We start from the raw sequence: 25,158 nt of genomic DNA, 5'->3' as shown, positions 1-25,158 counted from the left end.
GCACCTGACGCGGCCCGCGTCAGGTGCGGTCGCGCCGGACCCGCCTGCCGACCTCGTCGACGCTCGCGGCGAGGGCCTGGGACACGCTGGCAGCCGCCCGCCGGGCCCCTGCCTGGACCTCGGGGGCGCGCAGGCGGTCGCCGAGCGCGGTGGCGGCGTCGTCGGCGGTCTCGAGCGGCGAGCGCTGGGGCGGCACGGCACCGACGGGCGCCTCGGTGTCCCCTGCGGCCGTGTCGCGATCGGCGGTGGCGCCGGACGGCTGAGCACCCGATGGGCCGGGGGTGATCGTCGTCGGCGCGTCGGCGGTCGGGACGGCCGGCTCGTCGTCGGTGGTCGCCGCACCAGCGGTCGGGTGGGCGGCCGTGGTCGGGTGGGCAGCCCCCGTCGGATGAGGGGCAGAGCCGGACTGCGGCTTGCGGAACTCGTCGGCCAGCGAGCGCAGGTCCTTGCCCGCGGCCGACCACGCGGTCCGGGCGCCGACCGCCGGTGCCCCGTCGTCGACCGGAGCCCCGGGCGCCTCGGCCTCACGCGGGATGAGCACCCATGCGGCGAGGTAGGCCACCAGCCCCGCACCGCCGGTCAGCACGGTCACGGCGACCAGTGCGATCCGCAGCAGCAACGGGTCGAGACCTGCCGATCGGGCTATCCCGGCGCAGACACCACCGAGCACGGCACCGGAGCGGCTGCGTCGGACGCCGGCCCGCGGAGGTACGGGTGCAGTCATGGCACCGACTCTGCCCCCGGTGCCGTGCCCCGGCCACCCTCGTGCGCCGACCGGTGTCGCATCGCCGGGGAACACCCGTTCGCGGGCCGGCCTTGGGTCTGGACATGGACGTATCCGCTGAGCTGCCCCGCCTCGCCGCCTGGCTCCGCGACGAGCACCCGTCGGCGACGCCGGCGGAGATCGACGTGCTGCTCGCCGGCGTCGCACCCGAGCGCCTGCACCGCCTCGAGAGGGTCCTCGACGACCTGGCGCGCACGTGCCTGCCACCGGCACCGGCGGACCTCGCGGCGCTCACCGAGCTCGACGACCTGCTGGAGCGCGGCGCGCAGGGCTGATCCAGGCTCGTACCGCCGCCATGTGCCGGTCCAGCCGCAGCATCGCCACCGCCCCCGCCGCGGGCCCGAGTGCGAGCAGTGCCACCGCCACCGGCCACCCCGCGTGTTCCGCGATCAGCGGCGTCGCCTGGATCGTGACGATCGTGAGCAGGAAGCCGATCGCCGTCTGGGTGGTCAGCGCCGTGCCCGTGTAGCGGGGGTCGACGACCTGGGAGGTGCACGCCGAGAAGAGGCCCGAGTCGGCGATCACTGCTGCGCCCCACACGAACACCAGCGGCAGGACGAGGATCGGCGGCCCCCCGAACGCGAAGGCGGCCGCGAGGCAGCACGTGCCGCTCACCGCCATCGCCAGGGCCGCCAGCCGGGCCCGCCCGACCCGGTCGCCCAGCCAACCGCCGAGCAGGCAGCCCGCGACACCGGCGATCCCGATCGCGACGAACGCGGCCACGCCGACCGGCAGCGGGGTTCCCCTGGTCGCCATGCTCGCCGCGAGGTACGCGGGCAACCAGGTCCACATCGCGTACAGCTCCCACATGTGTCCGAAGTAGCCGAGGTTCGCCAGGCGCGGGCCACGTTCGCGGAACAGCGCGAGGATGTAGCGCGGCTGGAACGGCGGCGCAGGCGCGCCCAGCGGTCCGGGCCGCACCAGCCGTCCGGCGATCGCCGCGCCGATCAGCGCGGCGGCCGCGGCGACGAGGAGCACCGCGCGCCACGGCAGCGCGGTGAAGGAGCTGATCAGCTGGGGGAGCGCGCTGCCGAGGGTCAACGCACCCACCAGCACGCCGAGGGCGAGGCCGCGCCCACGGTCGAACCACGACGTCATCAGCTTCAGACCGGTGGGGTAGACGCCGGCGAGCGCGACGCCGGTGAGGAAACGCAGCGGCACCGCGACGGCGAGTCCGTGCGCGAGTGTCCCGACGGCGGCGGTCGCCACCGCCGCGGCGAGCGCGCACACCGCCACCAGTCGGTGCGCGGGAAGGCGGTCGGCCAGGTTGAGCACGGCCGCGGACAGGGCTCCGGTCACGAAACCCAGCTGCACCGAGACCGTCAGCAGGGTCGCCCCGGCGGTACCGAGCCCCCAGTCCGCGCGCAGCGCCGGCACGACGGCGGACGCCGAGAACCACGTCGCCATGACGAGCACCTGCACGGCCGCGATGTAGCCGAGCTGGCGGACCGCGGACCGGTCGGGGGCGCTCGGCTGCACCTCACACCTCCGGTCGGCGCCGCGATCCTCGCCGGCCACTCTGCCGGACGCCCGCCGCCACGGCGAGGGTGTACCGCAACGCAGAAGTCAGGTGCCGCAGCGCAGGACTCGCGCCCGTCGTCCCGCGAGTCCTGCGCTCGTGCACCCGATTCTTGCGTCTGTGTACGGAGGCGACTGCCCGATCACGGCTCGCGGCCGCCTCTGGCAAGCTGGCACCCCGGGGCGGACACGAGCTCCCGGCGACCGGAGGAGGGCGACATGGACGACCCCGACGAGTGGGACCAGGAGTCCGGGCAGCTCGACGCGTCGGACACGCTCGACGGCCGGAACGTGGCCGATCCGCTCGACGAGGGCATCTCCCCGCCCGAGCGGCCGTGGGTGGGCGACGGATGGGGTGTCACCGCCCGCGAGCAGGCGGAGGGCGACAGCGTCGACCGCTACCTCGCCCGTGAACTGCCCGACGTGGCGCTCGACGACGGCGACGGGATCGGCGACACCTCCGACACCGACGGCGAGCCGTGGGACGACGAGGTCGGCACCCTGCGGTCCGGTCGTCTCGTCGCGGCGGAGCGCGGTGAGAGCGCGGACACCGACGACGAGCTGTGGGCGCAGGACATCGGCGTCGACGGCGCGGCCGCCTCGGCGGAGGAGGCCGCGATGCACGTGGTCGGCGACCGCGGGTCGTACGACGACGACTGAGTGCACGCCCGCAGCGGACTATCCGCGGCCTCGCACCTCGGCGCACGAGCAGTTCGCGACCGGATCGCTCGCCTATGCTCCCGCCCATGACGGCCGGGGCTGACGACGCACATCTGATCGACCTCGCGTCGCGTGCGCTGCCCAGTGCGGTCGGCCGGTCGGCCGTCGGGTTGCGGTCGTGGAACCTGCTGCCGGTGCGCGACGCCGCCCGGCAGATCCGCAGCTGCTGCGCGTCGACGGTCTGGGCCGCGACGCTGGCGGAGGAGCGGCCGGTCGCGGGTCTCGACGCCCTGTGCGCCGCGTCGGAGCGGATCATCCTGACGCTGCCGTGGGACGAGGTGGCCGCCGCACTCGCGGGGCACCCCCGGATCGGGCAGGCGCCCACCGGAAAGGGCGAAGAGGCGGCCTCGTCACGGCGTGAGCAGGCGGGGGTCGCGGCCGATCCGGAGCTGGCGCAGGCGCTCGCCGAGGGCAACCGCGCCTACGAGGAGCGGTTCGACCACGTCTACCTGGTGCGGGCCGCGGGCCGGTCCGGGCAGGAGATGCTGGCGTTGCTGAACGAGCGGCTGGGCAACGACCCGACGGTGGAGCGGGACGTCGTGCGGCAGCAGCTCGCCGAGATCACCAGCCTGCGGCTGCGCCGGCTGTGGCATGAGGGAGAGGCATGAGTCTGTCGACGCACGTGCTCGACGCGACGACCGGGCGACCGGCCGTCGGTGTCGGCATCCTGCTGGAGAGCTTCCGGGACGGCGGGTGGACCGAGGTGGCCACCGGGCTCACCGACGACGACGGCCGGTTGAAGGACTGGCTGCCCGACGACCTGCCGGGCATCGGGATGCACCGGTTGCTGTTCGACACCGGCGCGTACTTCACCCGCGTGGGGGTGGAGAGCTTCTACCCGGCGGTCACGATCACCTTCGTGATCGACCGGGCCGACCAGCACTACCACGTGCCGCTGCTGCTCAGCCCGTTCGCGTACTCGACGTACCGGGGCAGCTGAGATGACCGACCTGCTGGTCCGGAACGCGGCCCTCGTCGCTACCTGCGACGCGGCGGGCCGGGAGCTCGCCGGCGGCTGGGTCGCGATCACCGACGGCGCGATCAGTGGCGTCGGGGCGGCGGGCGAGGTGCCACCGGTCGCCGCGCGGACGATCGACGCCTCCGGCTGTCTGGTCACCCCGGGCCTGGTCAACACCCACCATCACCTCTACCAGAACCTCACCCGCGCGTTCGCGCCCGCGGTGAACGGGACGCTGTTCGAGTGGCTGACCCGCCTCTACCCGGTGTGGGCCGGGATCGACGAGGAGGCGTCGTACCTCGCGGCCTGGGTCGGGCTGGCCGAGCTGGCCCTGGGCGGCTGCACCTCGACCGCCGACCATCTCTACATCGCCCCGCGCGCCGGTGGCGACCTGTGGTCGGCCGAGATCGCCGCGGCCCGGGAGGTGGGGCTGCGGTTCCACCCGACCCGCGGGTCGATGACGGTGTCGGAGAAGGACGGCGGCCTGCCGCCCGACTCCGTGGTGCAGGACGACGACGCGGTGCTCGCCGACTCCGAGCGGCTCGTCGCGGCGTTCCACGACCCGTCGCCCGCCTCGATGCTGCGGGTGGCGCTCGCGCCGTGCTCGCCGTTCAGCGTCTCGCCCGCCCTGATGACGGCGACCGCGGAGCTGGCCGAGCGGCTCGACGTCCGGCTGCACACGCACCTCGCCGAGGACCCCGACGAGGACGAGTACTGCCTCGAGCGCTTCGGCCGCCGCCCGGTCGACCAGTTCGAGGAGGTGGGCTGGCTGAGCCCACGGGCCTGGGTCGCGCACTGCATCTATCCCGACGCGCCCGAGATCACCCGCCTCGGGGCGGCGGGCGTCGGCGTCGCGCACTGCCCGAGTTCGAACATGATCCTGGGCAACCGCCGGATCTGCGCGGTCGGCGACCTGCGTGCGGCGGGGGCGCCCGTCGGGCTCGGCTGCGACGGCTCGTCGTCCAACGACATCGCCTCGCTGTGGCTCGAGGCCCGCACCGCGCTGTTGCTCGGCAAGATGCGCGGGGGCCCGGCGGCGGCGACGGCGCGCGACGCACTGGACCTCGCGACCCGCGGGGGCGCCGCCTGCCTGGGGCGGCCGGGGGAGATCGGCGAGCTCACGGTCGGCGCCTGCGGCGACCTCGTGGTCTGGACGGCCGACCCGATCGCCCACGCGGGCGCGGTGACCGACCCGGTGGAGGCCTGGCTGCGCTGCGGTCCCGGGCGGGCGCGCGAGACGGTGGTGGCCGGGCGGGTGCTCGTCGAGGGCGGCGCGTTGACGCTGACGGGCCTGGACGACGTGCTGGCCCGGCACCGGACCGTCGCCGCCCGGCTGCAGGATGTGCCGATCGGCTAACGCCTGCGCCCGTTCGGTCGAATAGGTGGGTGGTGCCGGGGCCGGGAGGTGTGTCGTGACCGAGCCCTTGCCGCGCGACATCCCGACGTGGTCGGACCCGCTGGTGGCGTCGGTGAGCCGGATCGTCGGCGGCCCGATGGGCCGGCACGCGCTCGTCGGCCGGTCGCGCTTCTGGACGCCGCTGCGGGTGGTGCTGCTGTTCGCGGTCGCCACGCTCGCGATCAGCTGGCTCGGCAAGGCCCCGTGTCTGCAGCAGTACGACGGCGACAACGGCCCGCAGCTCGACTGGCGCAACAGCCGCCAGTACGTGGCCATGTGCTACACCGACAGCGTCCCGCTCTACGGGATCCACAACCTGGACGACGGGGCCCTGCCCTACCGCGACAGCTGGGTGCAGGACGCCGGCACCCCCCGCGAGCAGGTGCGGTACATGGAGTACCCGGTGCTCACGGGCCTGTTCCAGTGGGCGAACGCCCGCCTCACGGAACAATGGCTCGACGCCGCGGCGGTCCTCCCGCTCCCGACGGCTCTGCCGGTCGTCGTCTACGTCGACCACATCGCCGTCTGGCTGGCGCTCGCCTGGCTGATCGTCGTCTGGGCCGTCGTGCGGCTGCGGCCGTCGCGGCCCTGGGACGCGGCGCTGGTGGCGCTGTCGCCGCTGGTCGCGGTGCACGCCTACACCAACTACGACACCCTCGCCGTCGCCGCAGCGACGGTCGGTCTGCTCGCGCTCGCCCGCGGCCGGCCGTGGCTCGCGGGCATCCTGCTCGGCGTCGGTGGAGCGCTGAAGCTCTATCCGCTGTTCCTGCTGCTGCCCGTGCTCCTGGTGGCGATACGGCGCCGGTCGGTGGGGACAGCGGTCCGGACCATCGCGGGTGCCGCCGTCGCGTGGACCGCCGTCAACCTGCCGATCGCGCTGCCGTGGCCGACCGGATGGTGGGAGTTCTTCCGGCTGAACCAGGACCGGGGTCCGAATCCCGAGTCGCTGTACAACATCGTGGCGCACTTCAGCGGCTGGCCGGGCTTCGACGGGGAGCTGGCGCCGAACCAGGCACCTGTCGTGCTCAACGCGGTGAGCGCGGCTGCCTTCGCGGCCTGTCTGGTCGGCATCACCGTGCTCGCGCTCAAGTGCCCCCGCCCGCCGCGGCTCGCCCCGCTGTGCTTCCTCGTGGTCGCCGCGTTCCTGGTGGTCAACAAGGTGTGGAGCCCGCAGTACTCGCTGTGGCTGGTGCCGTTGGCCGTGCTCGCCGTGCCGCACCGACGGCTGCTGCTGGGCTGGATGACAGTCGACGCCCTGGTCTGGCCGGCGACGATGCTGAGCTACCTCGGTGTCGACAACAAGGGCCTCCCCACCGACTGGTTCCTGGTCACGGTGCTCGCGCGCGACGCGGTCGTGGTCGCGCTGTGCGTGCTGGTGGTGCGCACGATGCTCCGGCCGGAGCGGGACCTGGTGCGGACCACCGTGGGCGACGACCCGGACTGGCCGGCGACCGACCGACGGGGGGCTCGCGTGGAGGATCTGCTCACCGTCGGCACCGGAGTGCGCCTCCCGGTGCGGGTGCCCCACGGGAAGCGGGGTTCACCGAGCCGGGCAGGACAGCGTTCCGAGGCGCGGCATCCGAGCGAACGCGGCGTCGGCTAGGTCTGACTTACCCGACGCCGCGTTCGGCCGTTCGGGGCCGCCGGCTCAGTGCTCAGTGGCGGGCACCGGCTCGTCGACCTTCGAGAAGTGGTTGAACGCGAGGTTCAGGAGCACCGCGAAGATCGCCGTCGCGCTGATGCCCGACTCGAAGATCGTCGCCAGCCACTCCGGGATGTGGTTGTAGATCTCAGGGACGGTGATCGGGATGATCCCGACGCCGATCGACGCGGCCACGATGAGCACGTTCGAGTTGGTGAAGTCGACCCGGCTCAGCGTGCGGATGCCGGCAGCGGCGACCGACCCGAACAGCACGATGCCGGCGCCGCCGAGGACGGGCAGCGGGATCGCGTTCATGACCCGGCCCAGCACCGGCAGCAGGCCGAGCAGCACGAGGATGCCACCGCCTGCGGCGACGACGAACCGGCTCTTGATCCCGGTCAGCGCCACCATTCCGACGTTCTGCGCGAAGGCGCTGATCGGGAACCCGTTGAAGACCGGGGAGATCGCGGTGGCGGCGGTGTCGGCGCGCAGACCGGCGGCGATCCGCTTCTTGTCGACGTCGGTGTCGAGGATCTCGCCGACGGCGAGCAGGTCCGCGGTGGTCTCCGCCATGATCACCAGCATCACGATGCACATGGAGATGATCACGCCGATGGCGAACTGCGGGGCGCCGAAGAAGAACGGCTGCGGGAACTCGAAGACCGATCCCCGCCCGACGGCGCCCCAGTTGACCCGGCCCATGACCGTCGCGATGAGCGTGCCGATCACCAGGCCGAGCAGCACCGCCATCCGCGACCAGAAGCCGGGCGCGAAGCGGGCGATGGCGAGGGTGATGACGAGTGTGAGGAAGGCGAGCAGCAGGCTCGTCGCGGAGCCGAAGTTCGGGTTCTCGATCGTCTGGCGGGTGCCGTCGACGGCGGTCGTGGTGACCGTCGGGTTGCCCCGGATCCAGCGCAGCGCCACCGGGAACAGCGAGATGCCGATGATCGTGATGATGCAGCCCGTCACCACCGGTGGGAAGAAGCGCACGACGCTCGCGAAGAGCGGGGCGATGAGGAAGCCGAAGATCCCGGCGACGATCACCGCGCCGAAGATGGTGGCGAGGCGCGCGTTGGAGTCGCCGAGCGAGGCGTTGGTGGCCACCGCCGTCATGGTCCCGACGGCGGCGAACGAGACGCCCTGCACGAGCGGCAGTTGCGAGCCGACGTACGGCACGCCCAGCGACTGCAGCAGCGTGCCCAGGCCGGAGACGAACAGTGCGGCCGTGACCAGCAGTGCCGTTGCGCGCGGGTCGAGCCCGGCGGCACTGGCGATGATGATCGGCGGCGACACGACGCCCGCGTACATCGCGAGGATGTGCTGAAGGCCGTAGATGAGCGCCTTGCCGAGGGGGACGCGCTCGTCCTCGGGACGGACGGCGGCGGAGCCGGCCTCGAGGTCGGCCGGGTCGTCAGGGGTCGACTCGTCCGGATCCTTGTGGGTGCGGTCGGTGGTCGACATCAGATGAACCCCTTCACGCCGAGCCACGCCTCGGGGACGGGCGGGAGGTCGTCGCGGATGATCGAGGCCTCGATGAGGCCGTACGGGCGGTCGGCGGCGAACCAGACCTCGTTGGGGTTGTCGAGGCCCCACTTCGACATGTCGACGAGGAAGTGGTGCTTGTTCGGCATCGACAGGCGCATCTCGGCGATCTCCGGGTGCGCCTCCAGCACCGCCTCGCCCATCGCGTAGAGCGTCTGCTGCAACGACAGGCTGTGCACGGCCGCGAACGTGTCGAGCATGATCGAGCGGACGCCGGCGTAGGTCTTGTCCCAGTCGACGTCCGTACCGAGATAGCGCCACCGCGCGGTGACGACCGTGGCCATGATCCGGTCCGTGGTCTCGACCAGCGAGGTGTACTCCACCTCGGGGAAGCCGTGGAACTCGCTGCCGGTGCTCTTGAGGACCGTGATGTTCTGCAGCCCGGAGATGACCGTCTCCTTGTCGCCATCCTTGCTGACGACGGTGGTGCGCACCTCGGGGCTGCCCTTGACGAACGAGTGGTCGTGCTCGGCGCCCTCGGAGGTGACGATGCGGTCCCAGAAGTACTCCTCCACCTCCTGGCGCGCGCCGGTCACCCACGCGTACTTGTCGACGAAGTTGCGCGCCATGCGCAGGGCGAAGTCCTCGATCGCACCGACGCCACCGAGGCGGGCCAGCGCGTACACCGTGTTCTTCTGCGTGTCGGTCGCGATGACGGCGCTGTTGTCGCCGGTGGCGTGGGTGTCGGCGGTGAAGTCGCCGATCAACTGGCTGGTGACGTTCACATCCTTGATCTTGTGCACCGGGGTCGACCGGTCGATGTGCACCAGGCGGACCTCGGCTTTGCCATATTGATTGGGGCCCAGGACGATGGCCATGCGCGTTCCTCCTCGGGTGGCATCACTCCCCGTTGAGTGCGATCTCGACGAACCTAAATCCGGCTACCCGGCGCTGAGGGCGTACCGCTCCTTTCGAAACCGGGACTTAACGCCCGACCGCGCGGGTGCGCCTACGGTGCGCGGAGAGACGAAGGGAAGGGTCTGCATGGGGGACACCCGTCGCGAGGCACTGCTGCGCGAGCTCGACTCACGCCTCGCCGCCACCGACGCCGCGCTCGCCGCCCGCTATCCCGGCCCCGCCGGTGGCCGGCATCCGGTGCACACCGTCTACGTCCCCGCCGACCGCTTCGACGCCGGCGCCGCCGTGGCCTGGGGCGAGGCGGGCGCCGCGGCGTTGGCCACGCACGGCGGCGACGACGCCGAGCTTGCGGCGGTGTTCGGGATCTCCCCGGAGCTCCTCGGCCCGGTGCGGGAGCGGGTGGTCGCGAAGCTGACCCGCGAGCCCGTGGAAGACCTGCGCGTCGACTTCGAAGACGGCTACGGCCGTCGCGGCGACGACGAGGAGGACGCGGCCGCCACGGCCGCCGGCGCCGCGCTCGGCGCCGCCCACGCCGCCGGGACCGCCCCGGCGTTCGCCGGGCTGCGCCACAAGAGCCTCGAGGCCGACACCCGGGCCCGGGCCGTCCGCACCCTGGACCTGTTCCTGGAGGCGTACCTCGCGGCAGGGGGTGATCCGGCCGCGTTGACCGTCACCTGCCCCAAGGTGAGCACCGTCGACCAGGTCTCGGCGCTGGTCGCGCTCTGCGCCGGGCTGGAGGGTGCGCACGGCATCGCACCGGGCGCTCTGCGCTTCGAGTTGCAGATCGAGACGCCGCCCGCGGTGCTGGGCGCCGACGGTGCGGCGACCGTCGCGCGCATGCTCGACGCCGCGGAGCAGCGCTGCCTGGCGTTGGTCTACGGCACCTACGACTACTCCGCGGCCCTCGGGGTCGCGCCCGCCGAGCAGCGCAGCGATCATCCCGTCGCCGAGTACGCCAAGGCCGTCATGCAGGTGGCGACGGCCAACACCGGGGTGCGGGTGTCGGACGGCTCCTCGAACTTCCTGCCCGTCGGCGACCACGACGCCGTGCTCCGCGCATGGCGCGTGCAAGCACGACTGGTGTGGCGGGCCCTGCGGGGCGGGCTCTACCAGGGCTGGGACATGCATCCCGCCCAGCTGCCCGCCCGGTTCCTGGTGACCTACGCGTTCTTCCGCGAGGGCGCCCCGTCGGCCGTCGCGCGGCTGCGGGCCTACCGGGCGAAGGCCGACACCGGCGTGATGGACGAGCCGGCGACGGAGCGGGCCCTGGTGGCGTACCTGGAACGCGGTGTGGGCTGCGGCGCGCTCGACCCGGACGAGGTGGAGGTTCTCTGATGCAGCCCGTGGAGACGGTCCCCTGCTCGCCCGCGAGTAGCGAGCGAGGGGCCCGACCCCACTGCGCGCGCCCTTCCGGGCCCCGCAGCACCCGTAACCCGTGCTCGACCACGAACGCCGCGCGGAGTGGATCGAGGCCAGGCGTCCCCCGCCGGGCGGGCCGGTGGGATCAGGGGACGGGGAAGCCGAACCGGTAGCCCTGCTCCGCCAGCCACGGGATCAGCTTCTCCAGCGCCTCCACCGTCTCCTCGCGCGAGCCGCCGCCGTCGTGCAGCAGCACGATCGGGCCGTCGGGTGCCTGCTGGAGGATCTGCTGCTGCACCGCCGCCACGATGGCGTCGGCGCCCGGTCGCTCCCAGTCGCGCGGGTCGATGTTCCAGCTCAGCGGCTGCATACCGTGCTCCGCCGAGAGCTCGGCGACCTCCGTCGACCAGTTGCCGCCGGGTGCCCGGAACCACTCGACGGGTGCCCCACCCGCCGCTGTGCTGAGCGTGGCCTCGGCGCCGACCACCTCGTCGTCGATCCGATCCTTGTCGCGGTCCGGGAGCTGCTCGTCGTGGGTGCGGGAGTGGTCGCAGAGGCGCATCCCGGCGGCGACGACCTGCTTGACCAGCGCCTCCTGGCCCACGGCGTTCGAGCTCACCATGCAGAACGTCGCGACCGCGCCGTGGCGCTGCAGGATCTCGAGGATCCGGGGCGTCCAGCGAGGGTCGGGGCCGTCGTCGAAGGTGAGCGCGACGGTGTGGCTGTCGGTGAGCTTGTTGAGGATCGCGGCGCGCGCCACGACCGGAGCGGGGGCGACGAGCTGTACCTGGACGGGTGGGGGCGCCGCCGGTGCCTCCGGTTCCACGACCGGGGCGGTGATCGGGGTCCGGGGCAGGTCGCCCGCATCGAGCGGCGGAAGCAGGGGAGCGACCAGACCGAACACCAGCACGGCCAGGTAGATGCCTGGTAGCTCGCGGCGCCGGAACGGGGGGATCCGGGGCCGACGGATCCGGGTGTCCTGGAGCATGCGCCACCTCCCGGCACCGACCGTCGATGTCCTGTCCTTCCTACTCGATCAATCGCACACCACCGGGCGACACGCCGGAGGGTGGTTCTTCCACCCGTTACGGTGCGGTCTCGTGACGCGCGACGTGGCTGTGGTGACGGGAGCCGGATCCGGAATCGGGCGGGTGGTCGCCCGTGCTCTGCTCGACGCCGGATGGAGCGTCGCGCTCGCCGGGCGGCGTCCCGAGACGCTGGCGGAGACCGCAGGCGGGGCGGACGCGGCGCTGGTCGCGCCGACCGACGTGGCCGACCCGGCCTCGGTGACGGAGCTGTTCACGGCGGTGCGCGGCGAGTGGGGGCGGGTGGACCTGCTGGTCAACAACGCCGGGATGTTCGGACCGGTCGGCGAGGTGGACGAGATCCCGGTCGAGGGGTGGCTGTCCACGGTCGCGGTGAACCTGACCGGGGCCTTCCTGTGCGCACGGGAGGCCGTGGCGACGATGAAGGCTCAGGAGCCCCGCGGCGGACGGATCATCAACAACGGGTCGATCTCCGCGCACACCCCGCGGCCGGGCAGCGCGGCCTACACCGCGACGAAGCACGCGATGACGGGGCTGACGAAGTCGCTGTCGCTGGACGGGCGCCCGTACGACATCGCCTGCGGGCAGATCGACATCGGCAACGCCGCCACGGACATGACGGCCGGGATCGCCAGAGGAGCACGTCAGGCGGACGGGCGGATGCTGGCGGAACCGACGTTCGACGTCCGGCACGTCGCGCAGGCGGTGCTGTTCATGGCCGGGCTACCGCTCGACGCGAACGTGCAGTTCATGACGGTCACCGCGACGACCATGCCGTTCATCGGCCGCGGTTGATCTAGCCGTCGACCGACACCGCAGCAGAGGAGCGGGCGCCGGCGACACCGTCGTCGCCGGAGCCGTTGTCGTCGCCGGACTTCTCGCCGGACTTCTCGTCCGACTTGCCGGACGCGCCGTCGGAGCCGGAGCCCGAGTCGTCGTCGGAGCGGTCGTCGCCCGAGCGGTCGTTCGAGCCGGAGTTCGAGCCGCCCGACCCGCTCTGGTCGTCATCGGCCGTGGGGCGAGCGGGCTTGCGGTCGTCGCCCGTGCTCCGGGCGCCGTCGTTCTCGTCGCCCGCGGCGGTGCCGGTGGTCTTCTTGCTCGCCGTCTTCTCGCCCGATCCGTTCTTGTCGGCGGTGTTCTTCTCGGCGGTGTTCTTCTCGGCGGTGTTCTTCTCGGCGGTGTTCTTGGCGGCGGTGTTCTTGGCGGCAGGCTTCTTCGTGTCGTCGGCCGACGGGGCCTCGTTGACGGGCTCGGGCACGACGCCCCTCGCGACCTTCCGGGACGGCTCCGGCTCCGGAACCGTGGCGTCGCCGGACGCGGCGGCGCTGACACTCGGGACGGCAGGTGCGGAACCCTCTGCGACTGCTCGAGGTGGGGTCGACGTGGTCTCGCCTGCGTCGGCGGCCGTCGCCGGGGCCTCGGTCTCGGGCGCGGCGGCGGTCTCCGGGGCGTCAGTCTCCGGGGCCGCGGCCGGAGGTACGGCGGCGATCCCCGGCCCGGCGATCTCCGGCGCGGTGGCCTCGGGGGCAGCTGCGTCGGGTGCGGCCGCAGGGGGCAAGGGGGCGGCGGGCTCGGGTGCAGGGGCCGCGGGAGCAGCGGGAGCAGCGGCCTCGGGGGCAGGGGGTGCGGCGGCTTCGGGTGCGGCCTCGTTCGCCGGCGGGGTGTCGGCCGGTCGGTTGTCGAGAGCGAGTGCCGGAGGAGGGCCGTTCGGGACGTTGCCCTTCGGGACGTCGCCGCTGGGGACCTCGCCGCCCGGGCCGCCGATGTCCGTCCCGCCGGCCACGGGGCCGCCGTTCGGGGAGTCGGGAGCAGGGTCGGTGGCCTCCGCACCGGTGCCTGTCGTGCCCGTGGCTTCGGTACCGGTGGTGTCGGTCTCCGCGCCGGTGCTGCCGGTCGTGGAGCCGCCAGTCGTGGAACTGCCCGTCGTGGAGCCGCCGGTCGCGGAGTCGGTGGTGGTGCCGTCGGTCGTCGTGTCGTCGGCGGAGCCGGCGGCCGCCGCGGCCGGTGCCGGGTCTGCAGGCTCGGCGGCGACCGGCGGCGTGCCCTTGCCGGCGTCGGTCGCGGACGGCGCGGCCTCGGCGAGGACGGAGGTGCCGGGCTTGGTGGGTCGGGTCGGAGTCGCCGTCGACGTGAGGTTCGGGTCGACGGGCAGCGGCGGGGTCAGCGCCACGACGGCCTCGAGCATCCGCTGCTGATCGACGAGCTGCGTGTGGCCCTCCTCCTCACGCACGCTCGGAAGTGCAGCGGCGATGGCGGTGAGCTCCTGCTTGGCGATCTCCGGCTGCCGGCGGCTGAGGGCGATCCGGGCGCGCTCCAGGCCTTCGTGGACGACGGCTGCGGCCTCGATCGACCGCGCCCGCTCTGCGAAGAACACCTTGGTGATCGCCCATGCCGGGTCGCCCGGCACGGCGGTACCGCCGCTGGCTGCGGCTCCACTGATCCCCAGCGCCGCGACGACGACGGCGACCGCCGCCCGGCGCAGCGGGTGATCCGACGGGAGCGGCCGGCCACCGGGCCGGGAGCGGCGGCGCAACGCACGGGCGCGGGACAGCAGGCCGATCACCGGAGCGGTCGGACCGGAGGCTGCAACAGCCGGGGCTGTAGAGCTGTCGTCGCGCTCGTCGGTGGGGCTGTCGTCGGTGGGGCTGCCTTCGGCGGGGCGGGCCGGAGCGGACAGCCGGACCGTGGGCTGGTCCATCCGCGCCGCAGGCGCGACGGCGGTCGTGGGTGCGCCGGCCGGCTCCTCGGCGGGAATCGCCGGCACGGAACGGAGGAGGGGGACGGCGTCGCCGGTCGCGGTCGTCTCGGCCGCCGTATCGGGCCGGGCGGTCTCGGGCCGGGCGCTGGCGGCCCAGGCGGCGAGCATGGCGATGAGCGGGTCGTCGGGATCGACGACGTCGTTCGCCGAATCCAGGCTGCCCAGACCGCCGAGGGCGTCGATCAGCGCGTCGTCGGCGCGTACCGCGGCCAGATCGATCGGCTCGTCGCTCAGCAGGGGGTCGAACAGCAGGTCGTCGAAGTCCGCCGCGTCGTCGGGCAGGTCGTCGTCGAGGTCGGAGAGGCCGTCGTCGCCGGCGGAGGGGAGCCGGGGGGCGTCGGGCACGCGAAGGGCAGCGGTTGCGTCGTCCGCCGGCACATCGCCCGGACCCGTCTGCGCCAGCATCGGGTCGGTCGAGTCCGAACGGGCGTCGTCGCCGTCGCACCGCCCCGGGTTCCGCACGCCCTGCCCTCCTCACGGCCCACAATTAGGGCCACCTCACATGTCGTCCGCGTGGCTCGAGCCGTTACTCAGAATTGTCCTTGCGCATCGCGGCGACGATATGGAAGGCCACCTGCCCACACCCTTCCGGACTGATGTCGTCACTCCGACGGCGGGCCGTTACCCGGATGCCCTGCGCAGGCGTGTCGTCGTCGGCCGAACGGGTACTTCGTTGGCTTCTCTGCCGAGCGGTACCCCGGGCGGTCGGGTTCTGTCGGTCCACCCGGAAGAATGATCTGCATGACGGCGGTGGAGGGCGAGCGGGCGGTCGGCCCGCCGATCAACGACGAGGCTGCGGTACCTGCGCAGCGTGAACAGGAGAAGGAGAGCCCGGCCCCGCCGGAGCAGCCGGATCCGACGTCGGAAACCGTCCCGCCCTCGTCGCCGTCGGACGACGAGCAGCCGTCATCGTCGCCCTCCGACGACCAGGAGCCGTCGCCGTCCGACGACGAGGAGCCGCCGCCGTCGGACCACGAGCCGGTCCCGTCGCCGCCGGACGACGATGCGGCTCCTCCCGCAGCTCACGACCCGGACGACCCGGCACCGCCTCCGCCGGTCGATCCGCCCGCTCCGGCGGTCCCGCCGCGGCGCCGCGGCAGGCTCGTCGTGGGTGCACTGCTCCTCGGCGTGCTGCTCACCGCCGGGGGCGGTGCCGTCGGTGCGTGGGCGGCCCTCGCGTTCCGGCCGCCCGCCGCCCCGCCGCCGGCGCCCGCTCCCACCGGGCTGATCGCCGCTGTCGACGCCGTGACGCCCGCCGTCCTCCGCATCCAGTCCGGTGCCCCGGACACCGGCGCCGCCGGCACCGCGCTCGTCGTGACGCCGACCGGCGACGTGGTCACGAACGAGCACCTCGTGCACGGCGAGTCGACGGCCACGCTGATCGGTCCGGACGGACGCAACAGCACCGCCAGGGTGATCGCCTCGGACGAGCAGGCGGACGTGGCGTGGCTGCGGATCGACGGCGCGCAAGGGCTCCCGGTGGCGCGCCTGGCCGGTCCCGCCGCGGTCCGGCCGGGCGAGGACGTCGTCGCGATCGGGAACGCGTTGAACCTCGACGGTGCACCGTCGATCACCAGCGGCATCGTGTCGGCCGTCGGCCGGTCGACAGCCTCGCTGACCGACGTGATCCAGACCGACGCCGCGATCAGCTCGGGCAGTTCGGGCGGCGCGCTGGTCGACCGCAGCGGAACGGTCGTCGGGATCACCACCGAGGCGTTGGTGGGCGACCCGTCGGTGTCGGTGGAGGACATCGCATTCGCGATCCCCGCGGACCGGGTGGTCGCGGTGCTGCGCGGGATGGGCCTCGACATCCCGACCACGGGCTGAGCCGCTGCAGGTCGGCCCCGGTTCCCGGACGCACCGGCCGCACGGGCAGGATCAGCAGAGTGATCGTGCGACTGGACGCCGACGGCGCCGTGGTGGCCGACGCCGACGACTGCTCGGCGGTGCACGTGCAGACCACTTTGGGTTGCGACGGCCTGCGCGCCGCCCTGCTGCACACCGGAACGGGTTCGGTGCTCGACGGCGCAGGTGCGGAGGTCGTGCTGGACGTCGCGGTGCTGCGCTCCCGTGCCGCACTCGTGGCCACGGACCCGGACTGGGCGCAGCGGTTCGACGAATTGGTCGCGTCGTCGGGGGAGCGGCTCACCGACAACGGCCTGGGCCTGCGTGTCGCCGTGGAGCGCCCGGCCGCCTGAGCCCGGCCCGGACCGTCAGCTCGCCCGCACTCCCGGGATCGGCACGACCCGCGCCTGCAACTCGTCGCCCATCACCCGCGACTCGAACCGCGGCACCGGTGCGGTCGCCGGGCCGTGCACGACGCAGCCGTCGGACACCCGGAACTCGCTGCCGTGCCACGGGCACACGATGTGCGCCTCGCCGTCCACGTCGACGACGTCGCCCTCGTGCAGTGGTGCGGACAGGTGCGGGCAGGTGTCGGAGAGCACGCTGATCCCGTCCGGCCCCACACCGTCGGCCCGGCGTAGCACGAACACCGGCACGTCACCGGCGGTCCGACGGACGGGCTTGCCGACGGGAAGCTCGGCCAGCGACCCGAGCGACCGCCAGTCGGCGGGACCGATGTGCGGGACGTCCTCGGCGTGGTTCGCCCCGACCGCCTGCCGGTAGCCCATGTGGCCGCCGAGCAGCGCGCCCGCGCCTGCGGCGCCCCCGGCGGCGATCGAGAGCAGCCGGCCGCTGCCCGTGCCGCGGATCCGGCGTACGAGCGCCGCGGCGTAGAGGCCGACCCCCACGATGTTCGCGGTCGCATGGACGAGGCCGACCCGCTGCTGGTCCTCGTGGCTCTCCGACCAGTCGGCCCATCCGGCCGCGGCGGTCGGCGGCGTCAGCGCCAGGCCGGCGGCGATGAGGAAGCTCGACGGTGCACGGCCGCCGCCGACCGGCCTGCCGACGGTGTCGAGCAGCGTCGCGGAGATGAAGGACCCGGCGGCCACCGCGGCGAGCCCGGGGTGCAGCGGGTGGCCGAGCCACACGCCGTGCAGGGCGTCCTTGACCTTCCGGTTCGTGAGGACGCGGGTGACCACCCCGCGAACCGCGGCCGCGGGCTTGTCGAGGATCTCCGCGCGCTCGATTCGGACGATGTCGTCGAAGGGCCGCATGGCGCCGGGGTTGCCTGTGGGGACCGGTTCAAACCCGCTTCACGACGTCGGTCGCCGCGTGTCGGCGCCGGGGTGCGCGAACCGGACCACGAATCCTTCGAACCGGCCCGGGCCCGCACCCGACGGCGCCCGCACGATGCCGTCCGCGTCGGGCTCCGGTGTCTTGGGCGGATCCTTGAGCAGGCGCTCCAGCCGCGTCATCGCGTGGTGGTACCAGCTGAGCTGGGTCCGGCGACCGAAGGCGTTGAAGCCGGCCCACACGAGCTTGTTGCGGATCGGTGACCAGCGCGAGTAGGCGATGATCCGGAACTCCACGCGCCCGGTGTTGATCTCCTTGGCGATCTCGTACCGCAGCTTGCCCTGCTCAAGGTGCCCGTCCAGCGTCGCGTACGACCAGCCGATGAGGCGTTCGGGCCCGTTCGGGCCGTCGACCAGCTCGTCGTGCGCGGCGACGATCCGCACCCCGAGCAGGAACCGCAGGAAGAGGAACCGGCCCTCCAGCAGCATGTTGCGCCCGACGAGGTCGCCGGGGGACTTGTACGCGGCGCGCAGGATCTTCGGATCGCTGAACTGGTAGCTGTTGACCAGCTCGCCCGCGGTCTCGGCGAGGCCGCCCTTCTCGGGTTCACCCGGCGCCTCGTGGCCGAGCTCGATCGTCACCCGGTCGCGGTGCCATCCCTTGGTGACGTGCGGCGGGGCCTCGCGCTCGTCGAAATTGATGTTGCGTGAAGCGAGGTCGGCGACCTCCGCGGCGAGATCGCTGTTGCCGATGGTGATCAGCGTCCCGCTCCTCTGCGGCTGCGGGCCCGGTCGACGGTGTCGCCGATCAGCCAGAACATCGGCGGCCACAGCCCGACGAAGAGCGCGCGGCGCTCCGCGTTGCCGCGCTCCTCCTGGTCGACGGTCTTGGCCCGGACCCACAGGCCGATGCACAGGGCGATGGATCCCAGGGACGCGGCGTGCAGCGGAAGGCCGCTCACGTTCACCCGGCGGACGAGATCGGGAGTGCTGATCACCTTGGACGGGTACCCACGTCGCCGTGTGGTCACGCTCGCGCTACACCCGTCAAGCGGGAAGCCTCTCGACGCGTCTGGGGATCGTGCTGCGCTGGCCGATCGGGCTGGTGCTGATCACCTGGCGGTACATGTGGCGGGTCACGCCGGTGTACCGCCGGGATGAGGAGGGCGGGCCGGGCGACCTGCCGCCCCCGATCCCCGACGGCGTCGATCGCGACGACATCCAGGGTCTCGCCGACGGAGTCGGCCCGTTGCTGCACCGTCGGTACGCCGTTCGCGTGATCGACTCGCGCATCGGCCCCGAGCAGGCGGTCGCGCAGCTCGCCGCCGACCCGAACTCGGCGGCGCCCGAAAACGCCGCAGTGTTCGTCAAGTCGCGCGAGGAGGGCGACTCGATGGCGGTCGGCGACGAGTACGTCGTCCGGATGCCCGGACCGTGGGACGGTCCCGTCCGGGTCGTGCACCGGACCCCCACCTCGTTCCGATTCGCGACGCTCGCCGGCCACCTCGAGGCGGGGCAGATCGAATTCCGGGCGTTCTGTGAGGGCGGGGAGTCCGCGCCTGAGTTCGTGTTCGAGATCGAGTCGTGGGCGCGCCCCGGCGACCGCGTCTCGCACCTGCTCTACAACAAGCTGCTCCTGGCCAAGGAGATCCAGCTCAACCTCTGGACGGAGACCTGTCTGGGGGCGGCGCGCAACACCGGTGGTCGGCTGCGCGGCGGCGTGCGGGTGCACACCCGGCGGGTCGCGGACATCGACGACGCGACGGAGTAGGCCGCGGGCGTCGGGGGTAGGCCGGGGCGATGGTCGGGCGGCACGACGAGGCCGGCGACGAACTCCGGGAGGAACGGACCCCATGGCTCAGCGCGACTACGAGGAACAGCCCGAGGCAGCCGACCTGGGCACGGCGATCCAGCTGGAGACGTCCGAGTCCCTGGTGGGCCCACCGGGCGACGTCGACGGACTGGACGCCGGCTACTCCCCGCCGGACCGCCCCTATGCCCTCGACGACGACGAGCTCACCGTGGCCGGGCAGCGCGCGGGTGAGACGCTCGACGAGCGGCTGGCCCGCGAGGTGCCCGAGGAGGTGCCGGTGGACGTCGACCGGGCGGGCCGGCTGGCCGACCCGGAGCAGCTCGGGGCGATGGAGCGGACCGACGCGATCGAGGGGCAGGACGTCGGCATCGACGGCGGCGCGGCGTCGGCCGAGGAGGCGGCGGTCCACATCGTCGACCTCGGGGCCGACGCCGACGCCCTGGCGGACGAGGAGGGCGGCCAGGCGGGGGTGGACGACGAGATCGTGGCGGAGACGCTCGCGGCGGACCCCACCGCCGACGCCGCGCGAGTGGACGCCGCCCGTGATCTGCGCGCGACGGACGAGGGCTCGGCGGAGCCGGTGGACGACCCGGAGGCGGGCTCGCGCTGACGCGCTCTCCCGGCCCACGCGGGCGCCGGGGATTGCAGCAAAGCCACTTTCCTGCGGTCCGACCGCAGCAAAGCCACTTTCCTGCAATCCCCGCGGCGCCGGTGGAGCGACGTATCCTGGAGACGTGGACACCGACCGTCCCGCACGCCCGGACCTGCTGCACTGGTTGTGGTACGCGGTCGGGGGTGGGCTGCCGGCGCGCTACCGCGACTGGGTGCTGCGCGACACCACGGCCCCCGGGTGGTGGTGGCGCCAGATCGTCCGCGCCCTGGTCCAGGCCACGCCGGTCGGGGTGATCGTCGGGCTGCTGATCCCCGGCTCCATCGGCATCCGCATCATGGCGGTCTGCGGCGGCATCTTCGTGGCGATGATCTACGTTCTGGCCTTCATCGACGAGGCGGTCGAGCACCGTGCCGTGAAGGCCGGCTTCCCGCGGGGCTACGCGAAGTCGATTCGCGACCAGCGGCGGGCCCCGGAACGTGACGCCGAGGCCGACCGGTACGCGCGGCGCTACCGGGGCGGCGGCCCGACTCGGTAGGGAGCGCGGGCCGTCAGCCCGCGCAGCTGCGCGTGATCTTGAGGATCTCCTTGTCGAGGTCCATGTGCGCCGCCTCCTCGCCCACGGGGACGAGGGCGACCGCGTCGACGACGAACGCCCGCAGCATGTCGCGGTCGACCTCCAGCACCGCGCGCCCGTCCGTCGAGCGGATCTCGATCTCGACGATGTCGTAGCCCTGGACCTGCTGCGGGCTCATCCGCACGTCGCCGCAGCCCGTCGGCCCGTTCAGCGACTCGATCACCAGGTCGCGCGCGACGAGCCACTCCACGAAGCGGTCGCCGCGGGCGCGGACGCCCAGGGTGACCGCGAACGGATCGGCCGCGCGGTAGGTCCACCGGGTGACGACCGGGGCCGGCTGCCCGTGCAGCACGGTGAACATCTCGTGCGCGACGGTCTCCGGGGTCATCTCGGTGTTCATCGGGGGCAACCTCCTGGCTAGCACGACAACGTCGATCAGGGGATCGCCGTTCGGCGGCCGAATGCTGCATCCGGAGCAGTTGTGTACTCGAAGGAGTGGACGAATGCGGCGTCCGTTCAGTCGTCAGTGGGATCGGTAGCTAGGGTTTCGCCGAGCAGAGCGGCGAGCGGTGAGGGTGGGTCATGGCTGCAGGCGACTCCGTACAGGCCTTCTACGCCGCGCGCGGGTTCCTCTTCGCGCACCGCGACGACTACGACACCGCCTACCGCGACTTCCGGTGGCCCGAGCTCGACACGTTCAACTGGGCGCTCGACCACATCGACGCCGTCGCCGCGGATCCGGTGCGCGGTGCGCGGCGGGCGCTCTGGATCGTCGAGCAGGACGGTTCCGAGGCGTACTGGACCTTCGCCGAGCTGGCGGAGCGGTCGAACCGGGTGGCCAACTCGCTCCGCGAATGGGGCGTGCAGCGTGGCGATCGCATCGTCCTGATGCTCGGCAACCAGGTCGAGCTGTGGGAGACGCTGCTGGCCGCGATGAAGCTCGGCGCGGTCGTCATCCCCGCCACCACCCAGCTGCGGGCCGCGGACCTGCGCGACCGGCTGGACCGCGGCGGCGCCCGGCACGTCGTCGTCGCGGCGTCGGCCACCGACGCCTTCGCGGAGCTGCCGGGCGACTACACCCGTATCGCGGTCGGCGGGGCTCCGGAAGGGTGGCTGGACTACGCCGAGACCGAGACGTCGGCAGCCGCGTTCACGCCGGACGGCGTCACCCGCGCCGCCGACCCGCTGCTGCTCTACTTCACCTCCGGAACCACGGCCCGTCCGAAGCTCGTCGAGCACACGCACGCCTCGTATCCCGTGGGGCACCTGTCGACGATGTACTGGATCGGGCTCGAGCCCGGCGACGTCCACCTCAACATCTCCTCGCCGGGCTGGGCGAAGCACGCCTGGAGCAACTTCTTCGCTCCTCTGACGGCCGAGGCGTGCGTGCTGGTGATGAACTTCGCGCGGTTCGACGCGGCCGGCGTCCTCGAGGTCCTCGACCGGTGCCGCGTCACGAGCTTCTGTGCGCCGCCGACGGTGTGGCGGATGCTCATCCAGGCCGACCTCAGCGGTCTGCCCCATCCGCCGGCCAAGGTCGTGGGGGCCGGGGAGCCGCTCAACCCCGAGGTCATCGAGCAGGTCGAGCGCGCGTGGGGAGTGCGCATTCGCGACGGGTTCGGACAGACCGAGACGACGGTGCAGATCGCGAACACCCCGGGGCAGCCGGTGAAGCCGGGGTCCATGGGCCGGCCCGTGCCCGGCTACACCGTCGCGTTGATCGACCAGTCGACGGGCGCGCCGGCGGAGGAGGGCGAGATCTGCCTGGAGCTCAAGGAGCGGCCGCTGGGACTGATGGTCGGCTACGCCGGCGACGCGGAGCTGACCGCCGGGGCCACGGCCGACGGGTACTACCACACGGGCGACGTCGGGAAGCGCGACGCCGACGGCTACATCACCTACGTCGGGCGCGCCGACGACGTGTTCAAGGCCAGCGACTACCGGATCTCGCCGTTCGAGCTGGAGAGCGTGCTCATCGAGCACCCGGCCGTTGCGGAGGCGGCGGTGGTGCCCTCGCCGGACGCGTTGAGACTGGCGGTGCCGAAGGCGTTCGTCGTGCTCGCCGCGGGGTACGAAGCGTCGGCGGACACCGCCCGGTCCATCCTGGAGTTCGCCCGCGACAACCTCGCGCCCTACCAGCGCATCCGCCGCCTGGAGTTCGCCGAGCTGCCCAAGACCATCTCGGGCAAGATCCGGCGCGTCGAGCTGCGGGGCCGGGAGACGACACGGTCCGAGGGGCAGGCGCCGGCGGAGGAGTTCACACTCTAGGTGTGCGTCTCCGCACGCGGGGTATCGGACACCGGCAGCAACGGCGTCGACAGTGGACGGATCGGCGCGCTCCGGGCACGGTGGCGCCCGAGCATGCGGTGCGAGGGGGCGACGTGGAGGAGCAGGACGACGACGGCAGACCGGCGGTCCCGATGGCCGAGGTCATGGCCGAGATGCCGGGAGTGTGGCGTCGGCTGCTCGCCGCACACGTCCCGGACCGGTTCGGACGCTGCAGCGCATGCCGCAGCGCGACCGGCTCGGGGGAGACGTGGCCGTGCAGCCTGCACCGGATCGCGATGCAGGCGCAGCAGGTGCACGAGCAGAACCTGACGCGGGCGATCGACACCGACCGCGACGCCTGAGCGCGGTACCCCGCGTCGTAGCGTCGACCGGGTGATCGCGCTCCCGCCCGCTCGCGCCGTCGGCCTGCTGCTCGGGGTCGTCGCCGACGCCGTCTTCGGTGATCCTCGGCGCCGGCATCCGGTGGCCGGGTTCGGGTCGGCGGCCGCCGCACTGGAGCGGCGCGCTTACGCCGACCGGCGCAGCGCCGGTGTCGCGCACGTCGTGGTGTTGGTCGGCGGGGCCGTGGCGCTGGGTGTCGGAGCCGAAGAGGTGGCTCGGGGCAGCGTGGCACGGACTGCGGCGACCGCTGTGGCGACCTGGGTCGTCCTCGGCGGGACGTCGCTCGCCCGGGAAGGCGCGGCGCTGGCCGCCGAACTCGACCGCGACGACCTCGCCGCGGCCCGGACGCGGCTGCCGGGGCTCTGCGGACGCGACCCGTCGGCACTCGACGCGGCCGGGATCGCGCGGGCGGGCACGGAGTCGATGGCGGAGAACACGTCGGACGCCGTCGTCGCCCCGCTGCTCTGGGGTGCCGTGGCCGGAGTGCCCGGCCTGCTCGGCTACCGGGCGGTGAACACGCTCGACGCGATGGTCGGGCACCGCTCGGCCCGGTACCGGCGGTTCGGGTGGGCGGCCGCCCGCCTCGACGACGTGGCCAACCTGCTGCCGGCGCGCGTGTGCGCGCTGCTGACGGCGGCCGTGGCGCCGGCGGTCGGCGGGTCGCCGCGGGCGGCGCTGCGCGCGTGGCGGCGGGACGCGGCGGCGCACCCGAGCCCGAACGCCGGGCCGGTGGAGGCCGCCGCGGCTGGGGCGCTCGGTGTCACGCTCGGCGGGCGGACCGTGTACGCACACGGCGCGGAGGAGCGGCCGCGCCTGGGCGACGGCCCGTCGCCCGGCCCGGCAGACCTGCGCCGGGCGGCACGCCTGTCCCGGCTCGTGGGCGCGGCGTCGACCGTTCTGGCGGTTGCGGTGGCAGTGGGGCTACGGCCTGCGACCGGCGACGAGAGGAATCAGGGCCGCTCGGGCGGGACGTCGTCGCCCGCCAGTGCCTGGCGCACGGCCGTCCGGTGTGCCCGGCGGCCACCGGACCGGCGCTGCAGCATCTCCAGCCGGATGAAGTAGCCCAGGGCCACCAGCGCGATCAGCCCGAACGTCAGCCACTGCAGGGCGTAGGAGAAGTTCGTGAACGGCGCGGCGTCGGCCACCGACGGGCCGACCGGCACCGGAACGAGCACTCCGGGCTGCTCCGCCGGCAGCTGGAGGATCCCGGGAACGATGTCCAGCCCCGCCGTCGCGCCGACGACGCGCGAGTCGGGGGCGTAGAGCTGCGGGGCTCCTTCCCCCCGGACGATCGGGCGGTCCGACGGATCCCGCTGGTCCGGGCGCAGCCGCGCCGTCAGCGTGACGGTGCCATCCGGCGGCGCCGCGTACACGGGCACCGCCCCGCCGTCCGTGACCGGCGCCAGGCCACGGTCGACGGCGACGATCCGGCCGTCGTCGAGCCGCATCGGGGTGAGCACCTCGACCGCCGGCTTGCCGTCCACCGTCCGCAGCCGGACCGCGGCCTCGGCGTCGGGCAGGTAGGTGCCGGTGACCGTCACCTGCCGCCACTCCAGCTCCGGGGTCACCCCCGATCCGGCCGGGACGAGCTCGGCCAGCGGCACGGCGGGCGTCGCGTCGGCGGTCGCGATCGCCCGCTCCTGGGCCTCCCGCTGGTCCTCGCGGCCGAACTGCCACGGCGCGAGCAGCGTGTAGCAGGCCACCGCGAAGCCGACCACCAGCGCGATGAAGGCCAGCCAGCCGGGACGCAGCAGGAACCGCACATGCCTA

The 25,158-nt window shown here is 73.4% G+C and carries 27 protein-coding genes; 16 read left to right on the top strand and 11 right to left on the bottom strand.

The genetic code is table 11. From position 1 onward, the window contains the following. Window positions 1–19 precede the first annotated feature (19 nt). Complete coding sequence (locus RM445_RS14245; protein ID WP_311556713.1) at window positions 20–724, bottom strand: PspC domain-containing protein; 705 nt, start codon at window positions 722–724, stop codon at window positions 20–22. 104 nt (window positions 725–828) lie between these two features. On the opposite strand from RM445_RS14245, the gene RM445_RS14240 reads away from it, so the two are divergent. Then, window positions 829–1,059, top strand: coding sequence for a hypothetical protein (locus tag RM445_RS14240; protein WP_311556712.1), 231 nt, complete (start codon window positions 829–831; stop codon window positions 1,057–1,059). Here the strand turns inward: RM445_RS14240 and RM445_RS14235 are convergent. Further along, window positions 1,016–2,263 (bottom strand): MFS transporter, encoded by a 1,248-nt coding sequence (locus tag RM445_RS14235; RefSeq protein WP_311556711.1) that lies wholly within the window; start codon window positions 2,261–2,263, stop codon window positions 1,016–1,018. The genes RM445_RS14240 and RM445_RS14235 overlap by 44 nt on opposite strands. A 258-nt stretch (window positions 2,264–2,521) precedes the next feature. On the opposite strand from RM445_RS14235, the gene RM445_RS14230 reads away from it, so the two are divergent. The 5 genes from RM445_RS14230 (at window position 2,522) to RM445_RS14210 (ending at window position 6,979) form a co-directional block, all read left to right on the top strand. After that, window positions 2,522–2,962 (top strand): DUF5709 domain-containing protein, encoded by a 441-nt coding sequence (locus tag RM445_RS14230; RefSeq protein WP_311556710.1) that lies wholly within the window; start codon window positions 2,522–2,524, stop codon window positions 2,960–2,962. Between the two features lie 86 nt (window positions 2,963–3,048). After that, the gene (gene uraD, locus RM445_RS14225) at window positions 3,049–3,630 is read left to right on the top strand and encodes a 2-oxo-4-hydroxy-4-carboxy-5-ureidoimidazoline decarboxylase (RefSeq protein WP_311556709.1); all 582 of its coding nucleotides are present in this window, start codon (window positions 3,049–3,051) and stop codon (window positions 3,628–3,630) included. Further along, entirely contained in the window at window positions 3,627–3,962 is a 336-nt protein-coding gene (gene uraH, locus RM445_RS14220; protein WP_311556708.1) for a hydroxyisourate hydrolase, read from the top strand. Before uraD ends, uraH begins: the two co-directional genes overlap by 4 nt. 1 nt (window position 3,963) lies before the next feature. Beyond that, window positions 3,964–5,337 (top strand): 8-oxoguanine deaminase, encoded by a 1,374-nt coding sequence (locus RM445_RS14215; protein ID WP_311556707.1) that lies wholly within the window; start codon window positions 3,964–3,966, stop codon window positions 5,335–5,337. A 55-nt stretch (window positions 5,338–5,392) separates the two neighbouring features. Beyond that, a complete protein-coding gene (locus tag RM445_RS14210) occupies window positions 5,393–6,979 on the top strand; it encodes a glycosyltransferase family 87 protein (protein WP_311556706.1) in 1,587 nt (528 codons plus the stop codon). Between the two features lie 45 nt (window positions 6,980–7,024). Here the strand turns inward: RM445_RS14210 and RM445_RS14205 are convergent, their stop codons facing one another. Then, window positions 7,025–8,479, bottom strand: a complete 1,455-nt coding sequence (locus tag RM445_RS14205; RefSeq protein WP_311556705.1) for a nucleobase:cation symporter-2 family protein — start codon at window positions 8,477–8,479, stop codon at window positions 7,025–7,027. Then, window positions 8,479–9,378, bottom strand: coding sequence for a factor-independent urate hydroxylase (gene pucL, locus RM445_RS14200; RefSeq protein WP_311556704.1), 900 nt, complete (start codon window positions 9,376–9,378; stop codon window positions 8,479–8,481). The genes RM445_RS14205 and pucL overlap by 1 nt, the downstream gene beginning before the upstream one ends. A 166-nt stretch (window positions 9,379–9,544) precedes the next feature. Between pucL and RM445_RS14195 the strand changes: the two genes are divergently transcribed. Continuing rightward, window positions 9,545–10,753, top strand: coding sequence for a DUF6986 family protein (locus RM445_RS14195; RefSeq protein WP_311556703.1), 1,209 nt, complete (start codon window positions 9,545–9,547; stop codon window positions 10,751–10,753). Window positions 10,754–10,922: 169 nt separating this feature from the next. Here RM445_RS14195 and RM445_RS14190 read toward each other — a convergent pair whose 3' ends face one another. Next, on the bottom strand, window positions 10,923–11,765 hold the full coding sequence (locus tag RM445_RS14190; RefSeq protein WP_311556702.1) for a polysaccharide deacetylase family protein: 843 nt from the start codon (window positions 11,763–11,765) through the stop codon (window positions 10,923–10,925). A gap of 112 nt (window positions 11,766–11,877) precedes the next feature. On the opposite strand from RM445_RS14190, the gene RM445_RS14185 reads away from it, so the two are divergent. Beyond that, window positions 11,878–12,618, top strand: a complete 741-nt coding sequence (locus tag RM445_RS14185; RefSeq protein ID WP_311556701.1) for an SDR family oxidoreductase — start codon at window positions 11,878–11,880, stop codon at window positions 12,616–12,618. A gap of 1 nt (window position 12,619) precedes the next feature. On the opposite strand, the gene RM445_RS14180 is transcribed toward RM445_RS14185, so the two are convergent. Then, window positions 12,620–15,043: a hypothetical protein gene (locus RM445_RS14180; RefSeq protein ID WP_311556700.1), complete on the bottom strand. Its 2,424-nt coding sequence runs from the start codon at window positions 15,041–15,043 to the stop codon at window positions 12,620–12,622. A 279-nt stretch (window positions 15,044–15,322) separates the two neighbouring features. Between RM445_RS14180 and RM445_RS14175 the strand changes: the two genes are divergently transcribed. After that, window positions 15,323–16,408, top strand: a complete 1,086-nt coding sequence (locus tag RM445_RS14175) for a S1C family serine protease (protein WP_311556699.1) — start codon at window positions 15,323–15,325, stop codon at window positions 16,406–16,408. Window positions 16,409–16,467: 59 nt separating this feature from the next. Further along, window positions 16,468–16,779 (top strand): hypothetical protein, encoded by a 312-nt coding sequence (locus RM445_RS14170; RefSeq protein WP_311556698.1) that lies wholly within the window; start codon window positions 16,468–16,470, stop codon window positions 16,777–16,779. A gap of 15 nt (window positions 16,780–16,794) precedes the next feature. Here the strand turns inward: RM445_RS14170 and RM445_RS14165 are convergent, their stop codons facing one another. The 3 genes from RM445_RS14165 to RM445_RS14155 are packed head-to-tail and all read right to left on the bottom strand — an operon-like array spanning window position 16,795 to window position 18,713. Next, window positions 16,795–17,700 (bottom strand): Rieske (2Fe-2S) protein, encoded by a 906-nt coding sequence (locus RM445_RS14165; RefSeq protein WP_311556697.1) that lies wholly within the window; start codon window positions 17,698–17,700, stop codon window positions 16,795–16,797. A 39-nt stretch (window positions 17,701–17,739) separates the two neighbouring features. After that, entirely contained in the window at window positions 17,740–18,549 is an 810-nt protein-coding gene (locus tag RM445_RS14160; RefSeq protein WP_311556696.1) for a DUF1990 family protein, read from the bottom strand. Then, window positions 18,477–18,713, bottom strand: a complete 237-nt coding sequence (locus tag RM445_RS14155) for a hypothetical protein (RefSeq protein WP_311556724.1) — start codon at window positions 18,711–18,713, stop codon at window positions 18,477–18,479. The genes RM445_RS14160 and RM445_RS14155 overlap by 73 nt, the downstream gene beginning before the upstream one ends. A gap of 26 nt (window positions 18,714–18,739) precedes the next feature. On the opposite strand from RM445_RS14155, the gene RM445_RS14150 reads away from it, so the two are divergent. From RM445_RS14150 to RM445_RS14140, 3 genes are all read left to right on the top strand, one after another. Further along, window positions 18,740–19,489: a DUF1990 family protein gene (locus RM445_RS14150; protein ID WP_311556695.1), complete on the top strand. Its 750-nt coding sequence runs from the start codon at window positions 18,740–18,742 to the stop codon at window positions 19,487–19,489. Window positions 19,490–19,571: 82 nt separating this feature from the next. After that, the gene (locus tag RM445_RS14145) at window positions 19,572–20,141 is read left to right on the top strand and encodes a DUF5709 domain-containing protein (protein ID WP_311556694.1); all 570 of its coding nucleotides are present in this window, start codon (window positions 19,572–19,574) and stop codon (window positions 20,139–20,141) included. Window positions 20,142–20,265: 124 nt separating this feature from the next. Further along, window positions 20,266–20,679, top strand: coding sequence for a DUF5313 family protein (locus RM445_RS14140; RefSeq protein WP_311556693.1), 414 nt, complete (start codon window positions 20,266–20,268; stop codon window positions 20,677–20,679). A 13-nt stretch (window positions 20,680–20,692) separates the two neighbouring features. Here RM445_RS14140 and RM445_RS14135 read toward each other — a convergent pair whose 3' ends face one another. Next, entirely contained in the window at window positions 20,693–21,118 is a 426-nt protein-coding gene (locus tag RM445_RS14135; RefSeq protein WP_311556692.1) for an SsgA family sporulation/cell division regulator, read from the bottom strand. Between the two features lie 182 nt (window positions 21,119–21,300). Between RM445_RS14135 and RM445_RS14130 the strand changes: the two genes are divergently transcribed. The 3 genes from RM445_RS14130 to RM445_RS14120 all read left to right on the top strand — a co-directional run bounded on the left by RM445_RS14130 (window position 21,301) and on the right by RM445_RS14120 (window position 24,450). Beyond that, window positions 21,301–22,986 (top strand): AMP-binding protein, encoded by a 1,686-nt coding sequence (locus RM445_RS14130; protein WP_311556691.1) that lies wholly within the window; start codon window positions 21,301–21,303, stop codon window positions 22,984–22,986. 113 nt (window positions 22,987–23,099) lie between these two features. Further along, window positions 23,100–23,348 (top strand): hypothetical protein, encoded by a 249-nt coding sequence (locus tag RM445_RS14125; protein ID WP_311556690.1) that lies wholly within the window; start codon window positions 23,100–23,102, stop codon window positions 23,346–23,348. 31 nt (window positions 23,349–23,379) lie between these two features. Further along, window positions 23,380–24,450, top strand: a complete 1,071-nt coding sequence (locus tag RM445_RS14120) for a cobalamin biosynthesis protein (RefSeq protein WP_311556689.1) — start codon at window positions 23,380–23,382, stop codon at window positions 24,448–24,450. Here the strand turns inward: RM445_RS14120 and RM445_RS14115 are convergent. After that, window positions 24,339–25,151, bottom strand: coding sequence for an SURF1 family cytochrome oxidase biogenesis protein (locus RM445_RS14115; RefSeq protein WP_311556688.1), 813 nt, complete (start codon window positions 25,149–25,151; stop codon window positions 24,339–24,341). The two genes, RM445_RS14120 and RM445_RS14115, sit on opposite strands and share 112 nt — an antisense overlap. Window positions 25,152–25,158 lie beyond the last annotated feature (7 nt).

Origin of the sequence: Pseudonocardia charpentierae, assembly GCF_031845345.1 — a bacterium.
Lineage (GTDB): Bacteria > Actinomycetota > Actinomycetes > Mycobacteriales > Pseudonocardiaceae > Pseudonocardia > Pseudonocardia charpentierae.
Note: the sequence above shows the minus strand (reverse complement) of the source record. Positions and strands in the feature narration are given on the sequence as shown.

Excerpts from the sequence above, each read along its gene's own strand:
- RM445_RS14175 (WP_311556699.1), top strand. The coding sequence starts at position 15,323 with ATGACGGCGGTGGAGGGCGAGCGGGCGGTCGGCCCGCCGATCAACGAC.
- RM445_RS14205 (WP_311556705.1), bottom strand. The coding sequence starts at position 8,479 with ATGTCGACCACCGACCGCACCCACAAGGATCCGGACGAGTCGACCCCT.
- RM445_RS14215 (WP_311556707.1), top strand. The coding sequence starts at position 3,964 with ATGACCGACCTGCTGGTCCGGAACGCGGCCCTCGTCGCTACCTGCGAC.
- RM445_RS14165 (WP_311556697.1), bottom strand. The coding sequence starts at position 17,700 with ATGCGGCCCTTCGACGACATCGTCCGAATCGAGCGCGCGGAGATCCTC.
- uraH (WP_311556708.1), top strand. The coding sequence starts at position 3,627 with ATGAGTCTGTCGACGCACGTGCTCGACGCGACGACCGGGCGACCGGCC.
- RM445_RS14145 (WP_311556694.1), top strand. The coding sequence starts at position 19,572 with ATGGCTCAGCGCGACTACGAGGAACAGCCCGAGGCAGCCGACCTGGGC.
- RM445_RS14190 (WP_311556702.1), bottom strand. The coding sequence starts at position 11,765 with ATGCTCCAGGACACCCGGATCCGTCGGCCCCGGATCCCCCCGTTCCGG.
- uraD (WP_311556709.1), top strand. The coding sequence starts at position 3,049 with ATGACGGCCGGGGCTGACGACGCACATCTGATCGACCTCGCGTCGCGT.
- pucL (WP_311556704.1), bottom strand. The coding sequence starts at position 9,378 with ATGGCCATCGTCCTGGGCCCCAATCAATATGGCAAAGCCGAGGTCCGC.
- RM445_RS14135 (WP_311556692.1), bottom strand. The coding sequence starts at position 21,118 with ATGAACACCGAGATGACCCCGGAGACCGTCGCGCACGAGATGTTCACC.
- RM445_RS14240 (WP_311556712.1), top strand. The coding sequence starts at position 829 with ATGGACGTATCCGCTGAGCTGCCCCGCCTCGCCGCCTGGCTCCGCGAC.
- RM445_RS14130 (WP_311556691.1), top strand. The coding sequence starts at position 21,301 with ATGGCTGCAGGCGACTCCGTACAGGCCTTCTACGCCGCGCGCGGGTTC.
- RM445_RS14230 (WP_311556710.1), top strand. The coding sequence starts at position 2,522 with ATGGACGACCCCGACGAGTGGGACCAGGAGTCCGGGCAGCTCGACGCG.
- RM445_RS14245 (WP_311556713.1), bottom strand. The coding sequence starts at position 724 with ATGACTGCACCCGTACCTCCGCGGGCCGGCGTCCGACGCAGCCGCTCC.
- RM445_RS14195 (WP_311556703.1), top strand. The coding sequence starts at position 9,545 with ATGGGGGACACCCGTCGCGAGGCACTGCTGCGCGAGCTCGACTCACGC.